The 10430-nt window shown below is 71.5% G+C and carries 10 protein-coding genes and 1 pseudogene; 4 read left to right on the top strand and 7 right to left on the bottom strand.

Going from position 1 to position 10430, the window contains the following annotated elements:
- The first annotated feature begins 88 nt into the window (after positions 1–88).
- From Q3Y56_RS19900 to Q3Y56_RS19885, 4 genes are all read left to right on the top strand, one after another.
- Positions 89–367 (top strand): glutaredoxin family protein, encoded by a 279-nt coding sequence (locus tag Q3Y56_RS19900; RefSeq protein WP_304463229.1) that lies wholly within the window; start codon positions 89–91, stop codon positions 365–367.
- 177 nt (positions 368–544) lie between these two features.
- Positions 545–1480, top strand: a complete 936-nt coding sequence (locus tag Q3Y56_RS19895; RefSeq protein ID WP_304463228.1) for an HAD family phosphatase — start codon at positions 545–547, stop codon at positions 1478–1480.
- Positions 1481–1926: 446 nt separating this feature from the next.
- Complete coding sequence (locus Q3Y56_RS19890) at positions 1927–2703, top strand: ECF subfamily RNA polymerase sigma factor, BldN family (protein WP_304463227.1); 777 nt, start codon at positions 1927–1929, stop codon at positions 2701–2703.
- Positions 2704–2901: 198 nt separating this feature from the next.
- Positions 2902–4116, top strand: a complete 1215-nt coding sequence (locus Q3Y56_RS19885; protein ID WP_304463226.1) for a DUF5667 domain-containing protein — start codon at positions 2902–2904, stop codon at positions 4114–4116.
- Positions 4117–4227: 111 nt separating this feature from the next.
- Here the strand turns inward: Q3Y56_RS19885 and Q3Y56_RS19880 are convergent, their stop codons facing one another.
- From Q3Y56_RS19880 to Q3Y56_RS19850, 7 genes and pseudogenes are all read right to left on the bottom strand, one after another.
- Positions 4228–5286 carry a lysophospholipid acyltransferase family protein gene (locus Q3Y56_RS19880; protein ID WP_304463225.1) on the bottom strand — a complete coding sequence of 353 codons (1059 nt, stop codon included), beginning with the start codon at positions 5284–5286 and terminating at the stop codon, positions 4228–4230.
- Positions 5287–5299: 13 nt separating this feature from the next.
- Positions 5300–6357, bottom strand: a pseudogene (locus tag Q3Y56_RS19875) (NAD-dependent epimerase/dehydratase family protein).
- 166 nt (positions 6358–6523) lie between these two features.
- Positions 6524–6622 carry a 30S ribosomal protein bS22 gene (locus Q3Y56_RS19870; RefSeq protein ID WP_003948845.1) on the bottom strand — a complete coding sequence of 33 codons (99 nt, stop codon included), beginning with the start codon at positions 6620–6622 and terminating at the stop codon, positions 6524–6526.
- Between the two features lie 111 nt (positions 6623–6733).
- A complete protein-coding gene (locus tag Q3Y56_RS19865) occupies positions 6734–6943 on the bottom strand; it encodes a helix-turn-helix domain-containing protein (protein WP_014144137.1) in 210 nt (69 codons plus the stop codon).
- Between the two features lie 128 nt (positions 6944–7071).
- Positions 7072–7887, bottom strand: coding sequence for a phosphatase (locus tag Q3Y56_RS19860; protein ID WP_304463224.1), 816 nt, complete (start codon positions 7885–7887; stop codon positions 7072–7074).
- Between the two features lie 157 nt (positions 7888–8044).
- Positions 8045–9217 (bottom strand): acetoin utilization protein AcuC, encoded by a 1173-nt coding sequence (locus Q3Y56_RS19855; protein WP_304463223.1) that lies wholly within the window; start codon positions 9215–9217, stop codon positions 8045–8047.
- Positions 9186–10430, bottom strand: a complete 1245-nt coding sequence (locus Q3Y56_RS19850; protein ID WP_304463222.1) for an MFS transporter — start codon at positions 10428–10430, stop codon at positions 9186–9188. Before Q3Y56_RS19850 ends, Q3Y56_RS19855 begins: the two co-directional genes overlap by 32 nt.

Genomic DNA, 10430 nt, shown 5'->3' with positions numbered 1-10430 from the left:
TGCCCCCGGACACCAACAAAACGCCCACGATGGTAGTCGAAACGGAAGCGTTTTCTCGAACACACCGTCGCAGGCGACAATGGTCCCCATGAGTCCGCTGCTGCGCCGCAACGCCCGCAAGAACCCCGCCGACAGCACGGTGACGCTGATCGGCAAGCCGGGCTGCCACCTGTGCGACGACGCGCAGACCGTCATCGAGCAGGTCTGCGGCGAGCTGGGCGCCGCGTGGGAGAAGAAGGACATCACCCAGGACCCGGAACTGCACCGGAAGTACTGGGAGCAGATCCCGGTGATCCTCGTCGACGGCGAGCAGCACGACTTCTGGCGGGTGGACCCGCAGCGGCTGCGCAAGGCGCTCGGCGGCTGACGGCGGGCCCGTACGCGGTCGACCGGCGGTGGCGCCATGAGCGGCGCCCGAGCCCGTACACGGCCGTGAAGCGTCCGTACCCGGCCCGCAAAGTGCCCGTACACGGCCCGTAAAAGTTCACACCGCCGCATCCCCGCCGACTCCGGTTCAACCGAACAGACTGGCTATGCTCGCGCCATGGGCGCACTGGGATGGTTGACCCGTAGGCGTTCCGCCACGGCACGCAGCGTGCTGGCGGGCGAAGCCGCGGCGGAGGCGGCGCGCAAGTCCGCGCTGGAGGCCCCCGCCGAGCCCAGCGCGGCCGTGCGACCGGCCGAGGAGCCGGAGTTCCCGGTGGTCGGCGACGCGCGGGCCGCCGCGTTCTTCGATCTCGACAACACCGTGATGCAGGGCGCCGCGATCTTCCACCTGGGCCGCGGCCTGTACAAGCGGCATTTCTTCCAAAAGCGCGAGCTCGCGCGGTTCGCCTGGCAGCAGACCTGGTTCCGGCTCGCGGGCGTCGAGGACCCGGCCCACATGGAGGACGCCCGCAACAGCGCGCTGTCCATCGTCAAGGGCCACCGGGTCTCGGAGCTGATGTCCATCGGCGAGGAGATCTACGACGAGTACATGGCGGAGCGGATCTGGCCGGGCACCCGCGCCCTGGCCCAGGCCCACCTCGACGCCGGGCAGAAGGTCTGGCTGGTCACCGCCGCCCCCGTCGAGACGGCGACGATCATCGCCCGGCGGCTCGGCCTGACCGGCGCGCTGGGCACGGTCGCGGAGTCCGTCGGCGGCGTCTACACCGGCCGGCTCGTCGGCGAGCCGCTGCACGGGCCCGCCAAGGCCGAGGCGGTGCGCGCGCTGGCGGCTGCCGAGCGGCTGGATCTGTCCCGCTGCGCGGCGTACAGCGACTCCTCCAACGACATCCCGATGCTGTCCATCGTCGGACACCCATACGCGATCAATCCGGACGCCCGGTTGCGCCGACACGCCCGTGAGCAAGGGTGGCGGCTGCGCGATTACCGTACGGGCCGGAAAGCGGCCAGGATCGGCATCCCGGCGGCGGCCGGAGTGGGCGCGCTGGCGGGCGGCGCGGCGGCCGCCGTGGCGGTGCACCGCCGCAGGCGCTGACGCGCCCCGCGTTCCCCCAGCCCCCGTCAGCCCGCCGCCTCACCACGCCGCCGGGCCGCCGACCTGCTGGTTCGTCGAGTTGACGACCGCCGTCGCGATCAGTTGACGCCGCATCACCGAGGTCCCGCCACCCCTGAGCGGAATCAGTCAATCTTTCCTTCATACCCCGCCACGGCCATGCCAGTCGCGCCAACGGCGGTTTACCACAACACGCCATGCATCCAGGCAGATCACGAATCGTTTCGATCAATTCCCGTTCAATTTTTGGTACTTGAACGAACGTCATTGGGTAACGGAGCGGGCGGAAACGATGATTTGAGCAACTGGGTGTAGCGTCGCCTGTACGAAGCGTTATTCTCCTCAGACGCAACCGGTACCCACACGTCCCTACGACGGGTGAACGGTCCCGCACTGCACGTGATGGAAGCTCTGCCTCTGGGAGTCCCGTGTACCCACACGTCGGGGTTGACACCTCGGGCCTGGCTACGCTCCGTGCGACAGTCTCCGGCTGTCTGCGCGCACTTGTCCCCACCGCGTACGCCGTCCCCGCCCTCGCCGCACCCGCGCCCGTCGGCGCCGCCAGCCCCTGTTACGCCCTGGCGGACGGCAGCGCGGCGGTCGGCAGACGGGCCCGCGTCACCACCACAACCACCCGCCGCCCCACCGTCGACAGCGACAGCCGCCGGATGATGGACCTGGTCGAGCGCGCCCAGTCCGGCGAGGCCGAGGCGTTCGGCCGCCTCTACGACCAGTACGCCGACACCGTCTACCGCTACATCTACTACCGCGTGGGCGGCCGGGCCACGGCCGAGGACCTCACGAGCGAGACCTTTCTGCGCGCCCTGCGCCGGATCGGCACCTTCACCTGGCAGGGCCGCGACTTCGGCGCCTGGCTGGTGACCATCGCCCGCAACCTCGTCGCCGACCACTTCAAGTCCAGCCGCTTCCGACTGGAGGTCACCACCGGGGAGATGCTCGACGCCAACGAGGTCGAGCGGAGCCCCGAGGACTCCGTCCTGGAGTCCCTGTCCAACGCCGCCCTGCTCCAGGCGGTCCGCAAGCTCAACCCCCAGCAGCAGGAGTGCGTCACCCTCCGCTTCCTCCAGGGCCTGTCGGTCGCCGAGACCGCGCGGGTCATGGGCAAGAATGAGGGCGCGATCAAGACCCTCCAGTACCGGGCCGTCCGTACACTGGCCCGACTCCTCCCGGACGACGCCCGCTGAACGGCCCCGGGTCACGCGGTCCGCTCATCCGGAGTGCGTAACCCCTGTGCTGCGCCGCTCGTTGTGCGGAATGCAGGCTCCTTGCGGTCCACGCCCTGCCCGCAGCCACTCACTCGATCGAGTGGCCACGTCCAGAGTGTGCAACCTTCCGGGTGTCCGGGGGAGTCCAGCGCCATAAGACGAGAGGAGGTGCCGCCTGTGATCGCGAAGGTATCGGCGCACCGGCGGGCGAACGCCTTCGCCCAGGCCCTGGAGGCCTTGGAGGACCAGCACCAGGACCTCCAGGACACGACGGCCGGGCGGCCCGGCGCACCGGCGGACGAAGCCGAGCGCGCACGGCTGCTGGCCCTGGCGAACGGGCTCGGCGAGTTGCCGGCACCGGAGTTGGACCCCGGCGTCAGGACCACGCAGCGGGCAGAGTTGATCGCCGCGATGGAAGCGGCATTCGCCGAACGCGGGTCGCGCGTCCCCGAGCAGCGCGACGGCAAAGGCACCCGCCGGACGAAGCCGTTCGCCAGATTCCGGCCCCGGTCCCGCTGGTCCAGAGGTCTCGCCGCGGGCGGGCTGACGGTGGGGGTGGCCGCGGGGGCCTTCGGCGGGGTCGCGGCGGCCAGTTCGGACGCCCTGCCCGGCGACACGCTCTACGGCTTCAAGCGCGGCATGGAAGACCTCAAGCTGAACCTGGCGGACGGCGACGTCGACCGCGGCCGGATCTATCTCGACCAGGCGTCGACGCGGATGAGCGAGGCCCGGCGGCTGATGGAGCGCGCCCGCTCCGGGCAGTTGGACCACGAGGAGCTGGGCGAGGTCCGCAAGGCCCTGTCCGGCATGCGGCACGACGCCGCCGAGGGCCACCGGCTGCTGTACAAGGCGTACGCACACGACGGTTCGCTCGGCCCCATCCAGTCACTGGACTCCTTCGCCAAGTCCCACCGCGACAGCTGGAGCCGACTGCGCAGCGCCCTGCCCGTGCAGCTCACGGACGTGAGCCACGAGGTGAGTTCGGTCCTCGACGCCATAGACGAGAACGTCGGCCCGCTGCGGTCGCTGCTGCCGACGGCCCCCGGCGCGGCGCGGAGCACCTCCGACGGCACGTCGGGCAGCGCAACGGCACGGAGTGGCGCGTCGGACCGCGACGGCGCGCTCCCGCCGTCGGCACCACCCGCCAGCGCGGGCCAGCCCCAGGGTGCCGCCCAGAGCCCCAGCCCGTCCCCGTCCGGCGGCGAGGAGAGACAGGGCCTGATCGCCGGCGCGGACGGCCTCCTGGACCCGCCGCGCGAGGCAGGTCTGCCACTGCCGTCGGCCGGAGGCGTCGGGGACAGCAGCGCCCAGCCGAAGCCGGATGTGACGATCCCGCCACTGCTCCCGGGACTCCTGCCGGACCTCGGCCTCGGCGGCGAGGAAACGCGCTAGCACGGACGCTGTGGGCCCGCTCCTCATGAGCAGCGGGCCCACAGCGTGCGTCCCCCATGCGTCACACGCGCACGTTGCCCGTGCGTCCTCCGCGCGCGTCCCCGCGCGGCGTCAGAAGAACACCGACCTGCGCTGCACCAGCAGCTTGTACAGCGTGTGCTGGATCGTCTCGCGCACCTGGTCCGTCAGGTTGAACATCAGCATCGGGTCGTCCGCCGCCTCCGGCGAATGCCCGTCCGTCGGGATGGGCTCGCCGAACTGGATGGTCCACTTCGTCGGCAGCGGCACCGCACCCAGCGGGCCCAGCAGCGGGAACGTCGGGGTGACCGGGAAGTACGGGAAGCCCAGCAGCCGGGCGACCGTCTTGGCGTTCCCGACCATCGGATAGATCTCCTCGGCCCCCACGATCGAGCACGGCACGATCGGCACGCCAGCCCGCAGCGCCGTCGACACGAAGCCGCCGCGCCCGAAGCGCTGGAGCTTGTACCGCTCCGCGAACGGCTTGCCCAGGCCCTTGAAGCCCTCCGGCATCACACCGACCACCTCGCCCCGCTCCAGCAGCAGCTGGGCGTCCTCGGCGCACGCCAGCGTGTGGCCGGCCTTCCGGGCCAGTTCGTTGATGACGGGCAGCATGAAGACCAGATCGGCGGCGAGCAGCCGCAGGTGGCGTTCGGCGGGGTGATGGTCGTGCACCGCCACCTGAAGCATCAGCGCGTCGAGCGGCAGCACGCCGGAGTGGTTGGCGACCACCAGCGCGCCGCCCGCGTCCGGGATGTTCTCGATGCCCTTCACCTCGACCCGGAAGTACTTCTCGTACACCGGACGGAGCAGCGACATCAGGACGTGGTCGGTCAGCTCGCGGTCGTACCCGAAGTCGTCCACCTCGTAGTCGCCGGTGACCCGGCGGCGCAGGAAGTTCAGCCCGCGCGCGAGCTTCCGCTCCCAGCCGCCCCCGGGCGCGCCGGAACCGTCCTGGCAGGGGCCCGCCTCGGGCTCCGGTTCCGCACCGGGCCTCCTGGGCGCGCCGTCGAGCACGTCCTCGTCGCGCTGCGCGGGCACCGGTTTCAGCGGGCTCTGCGTCCGTCCGCCGCTCCGCCCACCCGCCGCCAGGCCGGACCGCCGCCGGGACCGCGGTTCCTCGCCGAACGGGATGACCTTGGCATCCGCCATAGGGGTACGCTCCTCACTTCTGGCCGCGGTCGGCGGTACGGTCGGCGGGCAGCACCGAGGCGAGCCGGTCGACGGTGCGGGCGACGGCATCGGGCGGAAGCAGCCCGGGGCCCCGGCCGCGCACAAAGTCCGCGAAGGCGTCGGCGGTGCTGAACTTCGGTTCGAAACCTAGTGTCTCGCGCATCTGCCGGGTCGCCACCACACGGCCGTGGGTGAGCAGTCGGACCTGTTCGGGCGAGAAGTCGGTGATACCGACGAAGCGCAGCGCGGTACGGGCCCAGGTGAGGGCCGGGAGGGCAGCGGGAGGGTGGGGCGGCCCAGCCGCCGGGCGGCCTGGGAGAGCAGCAGCACCCCGTCGCCGGCGATGTTGAAGGTGCCGCTGTTGAGGGTGCCGCGGCGCGCCTCGGAGGCGGCGATCCGCAGCACCTCGATGGCGTCCTCCTCGTGGACGAACTGCAGCCGCGGGTCGTAGCCGACGACGGTGGGAAGGACCGGGAACGCGAAGTACTCGGCGAGCGGCGAGTCCGCGCAGGGCCCGAGGATGTTGGCGAAGCGCAGCACGCACACGGCGACGTCGGGGCGGCGGCGGGCGAAGCCGCGGACGTATCCCTCGACCTCGACGGTGTCCTTCGCGAAGCCCCCGCTGGGCAGCGACTTCGGCGGTGTGGTCTCGCCGAAGACGGCCGGGTCGCGGGGCGCGGAGCCGTACACGCTGGTGCTGGACTTGACCACCAGCCGCCGTACGGACGGCGACTTCTGGCAGGCACCGAGCAGCTGCATGGTGCCGATGACGTTGGTCTCCTTGACCGTGGTGCGGCTGCCGCGCGGGCCGAGCGGGGTGCCGTTGACGTCCATGTGGACGACCGTGTCGACGCTGGTCTCGGCGAGCAGCTTGCCGATCGTGGGCTGCCGGATGTCGGCCCGGACGAAGTCGGCGCCGCCGAGGTGGTGCTCGGGCGGGACGGTGTCCACGCCGATCACCCGGTCGACATCGGGTTCCCGCTGGATCCGGCGTACGAAACGGCCTCCGAGTTGACGTGCGACTCCGGTGACGAGCACGACCTTCCCCAAGATCAGCGCCTTCCTTCCGACCTCGCCCGAATCCCGGACCGGGCTGTGTCGATCACCGTATCGGCTGGATGTTGCGGCGCGATGACCCGGCACACCATTGGCCGTATAACACCGCAGCCCTCCCACCAGGTGCGGTGGAAGGGCTGCGAGGCGTGCTCAGTGCCGCTTACTTCTTGTTGCGACGCTGGACGCGCGTGCGCTTGAGCAGCTTGCGGTGCTTCTTCTTGGCCATCCGCTTGCGCCGCTTCTTGATAACAGAGCCCACGACTACCCTCGCTCACTTCGATTCACTCGGTGCGGGGCGTCCGAGCCCACACGACCTACATCGGGCCAGCCTACCCGGCACCGGGCGAACGACGTAATCCGAGGGGTGCCGTCAGGCGGACTCCACCCCCACATAGCTCTCGCGGAGGTAATCATGAACCGCTTGCTCCGGCACCCGGAAGGACCTCCCCACCCGGATTGCCGGCAGATGACCGCTGTGCACCAGGCGGTACACGGTCATCTTGGAGACTCGCATCACCGTGGCGACTTCCGCCACGGTCAGGAACACGACCTCGTTCAGAGGCCTCTGGTCAGCAGCCATGACACACCTGAACCTTCCGCACATGTCGGGCACCGGCTTCCCCTCCGGTGACTCCTGCTCGCATGCGCGCTCTTCCCCAGGTTAGGGGCGGGTGATGCGAGTGAGGAAGAGGAGTAGCGATCGCACGCCTACTGTGACAGACATGCCCGATTGAGTACATAGCGAGTAAGCGGCCGGTAGCAGTCGGACCGCGCTGTGTCGTCGAGCGGAACGACTACGGAGACCCGTCCCTCGGCCTGTCCGACGAACGGCGCCGGGTCGTCGCTGTCCGCCAGCCCGATGGCCTCAATGCCCAGCTGACCTGCCCCGCAGACCCATCCGTGGTCCCCGATGACCAGTCCGGGCAACGGGCTGCCGGCCTCCGCCGCACAGGCCAGGGCGATGCGGACCGGGAGCGGCGAATGGGTGTGGGCGCCGGGCTCACTCGCCGACGCACGCACGCCGGGTTCGCGCACCAGCGCGACTCCTCGTACGTAGGCGAGGCGGTGCGTACGTAGCCCGAACCGGGTCGTTATGTCGATACATCTCCCCTGCGCCGGGGTGAGGACACAGCAGCCCGCCGCCGAGAGGGCCGCCGCCAACGAGGCGTAGAACCCCAGGAGTCGGTGGGGGTGCCCGGTGCCGAGCAGCACGGGCGCGGCGGCCACCGCCGCAGCCCGCAGCCGCCCCGCGAAGGCGTCCAGCGCCTCGATCGTACGATCCGGATCGATCACATCATGGCCGGACGTCAGCCTCGGATCGACCGAGACGCCACACCGGTCGCCCATCAAATGGAGTAATTCGATAAACGACCAGTCACGTTCGGGCTCGATGCCGATCAGCGCGCGGGGGTCCCGCGCCGCGAACAGCCGATAGCGGCGCAGACTCTGCTCGCGGGTCGTCGCCACGGGCCCGGCGAGCCGCGCCGCCAGCAGATGCGCACGCAGCGCGGCCGTACTCAGCACCCCACCGATGCTGGCGGATCACCCGCCCCACACGTCGCGGAATGCCCGATTCCCCCACGGTTGGCGTAACGGCCGCACCCCGTGAGCCGTGCGGCCACGGCGGCACCCCCACGTGACGCGCCGTCGTCACGGCGGCCGGTCCGCCGATTCCACCCCGTCAGGGCAGCAGTCCGTGGTGCGGGAACACCGCCCGCCGCGTCGCCAGAATCGCCTGGTCCAGCCGGTCCCCCGGGTCGTACCCCGACTCCGCGAAGTCCCGCCACCGCGGCTGCCGCCCGTCCGTCATCCGCAGCGGCCCGGCCTGTCGCGTCCGCCGGTACACCTCCTGCCGCCACTCCTGCGGCACCTCGGACTCCGGCGCCACCGGCCGGCCCGCCGCGATCGCCACCAGATGCGTCCACGTCCGGGGTACGACCTCGACCACCGCGTATCCCCCGCCGCCGAGCGCCACCCAGCGCCCGTCGGCGTACCGGTGCGCCAGGTCGTGGCAGCTCTCCGCGACCGCCCGCTGCGCGTCCACGCTCACCGCCAGATGGGCGAGCGGGTCCTCGACGTGGGTGTCCGCGCCGTGCTGGGTGACCAGCACCTGCGGGCGGAACGCCGCCAGCAGCTCGGGCACCACCGCGTGGAAGGCCCGCAGCCACCCCTCGTCACCGGTCCCGGCGGGCAGCGCCACGTTCGCCGCCCCGCCCGGGGCCGCCTCGCCGCCGCTCTCCTCGGGCCAGCCGGTGGCCGGGAAGAGCGTGCGCGGATGCTCGTGCAGGGAGATCGTCAGCACCCGCGGGTCGTCCCAGAACGCGGCCTGCACCCCGTCGCCGTGGTGCACGTCCACGTCCACGTACGCCACGCGCTGCGCGCCCAGCTCCAGCAGCCGCGCCACCGCCAGCGACGCGTCGTTGTAGATGCAGAATCCGGACGCGCTCCCCGGCATGGCGTGGTGCAGCCCGCCCGCGAAGTTCACGGCGTGCTGGGCCGTGCCCCGCCAGACCGCCTCGGCCGCCCCGACGGACTGACCGGCGATCAGCGCCGACACCTCGTGCATGCCGGCGAACGCCGGATCGTCCGGGGTACCGAGGCCGTACGAGCCGTCCGCGCTCTTCGGATCGGCCGAGACACGCCGTACCGCCTCGATGTAGTCCGCGCGGTGCACCAGCCGCAGCGTCGACTCGCCCGCCGGCGGCGCGGCCACCACCTCCGCGGCCCGGTCGAGCCCGTACGCCCGGACCAGTCCCATGGTCAGCGCGAGCCGTACCGGGTCCATCGGGTGCCCGGCGCCGAAGTCGTAGCCGGTGACTGCCTCATCCCACATCAACTGTGCGCGGCCGCTCATGACCGCCACCGTAGCGGGCGGGCTCGGTCGTATACGAGCGCGAATACCGCAGCGTCGCCAGCACGACCACCATCGGCACGAGCATCGCGCCCCGGTAGCTCCACGCCTCGCCCAGGGCTCCCACCAGCGGGGAGCCGACGAGGAAGCCCACGTAGTTGAAGATGTTGAGACGCGCGACGGCGGCGTCGGAGGACCGCGGGAACAGCCGCCCGGCGGCGGCGAAGGTCTGCGGCACGATCACGCACAGGCCGAACCCGAGCAGTGTGAAGCCGAGCAGCCCGGCCCACGCGCCGGGAGCGACCGCCACCACCGCGAACCCGCAGGCCGCGAGCACCGCCCCGGCCCGCACCACCGTGACGGCGCCGACGCGCCGCACGGCCAGGTCGCCGAAGGCCCGCCCGACCAGCGTGGTCGCCATGTAGAGGTTGTACGGGACGGTCGCGAACTGCTCGGACCCGTGGAGGACGTCCTCCACGTACTTGGCGCTCCAGTTGGAGACCGTCGCGTCACCGATGTACGCGAACGCCATCACCAGGCACAGCGGCAGCAGGCCCTTCATCGCACCGGGCCGGGGGTCGCTGGGCATGCCGCTGCGGGGTGCGCCCTCGCTCGGACCGGACCCGTCCCTGTACCAGCGGCTGGCGGCCAGGGCGACCGGCACCAGCACGGCGACCAGCGGCGCGTACAGCACCGCAAGCGACAGGTCCTGGTGCGCCCCGACCCAGGCGAGTGACGCCCCGACGATCCCGCCCAGGCTGTACGCGGCGTGGAAGCCGAGCATGATGCTGCGCCCGTACGCCCGCTGCAGGCTCACCCCGAGCATGTTCATGGACGCGTCGAGGGCGCCGACGGACAGCCCGAACACGGCGAGGGCGACGCCGAGTTGCCAGAGCGTGCTGCCGGACCCCACGGCCAGCAGGGCGAGACCGACCACCGGCTGGATCCAGCGCAGTACGGTGCTCGGCCGAATCCGCCGTACGAGGTACTCGGTGCCGACGCTGCCCAGCCCGGCGAGTACGGGGACCGCGGCGAGGAAGACGGGCAGCGCCGCGTCGGAGACCCCGTACCGGTCCTGTAGCGCCGGAATCCGCGTCACGAGCAGAGCGAAGACCGTGCCTTGGACGAAGAAGCTGACGGCCACCGCAGCCCGGCCGTGCCGCAGCCGCGGCTCTGGCGACGTCCGTGTCATGGCTGAGGAGCGTACGGCTCTCAA

It is taken from the genome of Streptomyces sp. XD-27 (genome assembly GCF_030553055.1).
Classification (GTDB): domain Bacteria; phylum Actinomycetota; class Actinomycetes; order Streptomycetales; family Streptomycetaceae; genus Streptomyces.
This window is presented reverse-complemented; position numbering and strand designations above follow the sequence as displayed.

Coding starts and splice junctions, on each gene's coding strand:
- Q3Y56_RS19880 (WP_304463225.1), bottom strand. CDS start 5,286: ATGGCGGATGCCAAGGTCATCCCGTTCGGCGAGGAACCGCGGTCCCGG.
- Q3Y56_RS19895 (WP_304463228.1), top strand. CDS start 545: ATGGGCGCACTGGGATGGTTGACCCGTAGGCGTTCCGCCACGGCACGC.
- Q3Y56_RS19900 (WP_304463229.1), top strand. CDS start 89: ATGAGTCCGCTGCTGCGCCGCAACGCCCGCAAGAACCCCGCCGACAGC.
- Q3Y56_RS19865 (WP_014144137.1), bottom strand. CDS start 6,943: ATGGCTGCTGACCAGAGGCCTCTGAACGAGGTCGTGTTCCTGACCGTG.
- Q3Y56_RS19855 (WP_304463223.1), bottom strand. CDS start 9,217: ATGAGCGGCCGCGCACAGTTGATGTGGGATGAGGCAGTCACCGGCTAC.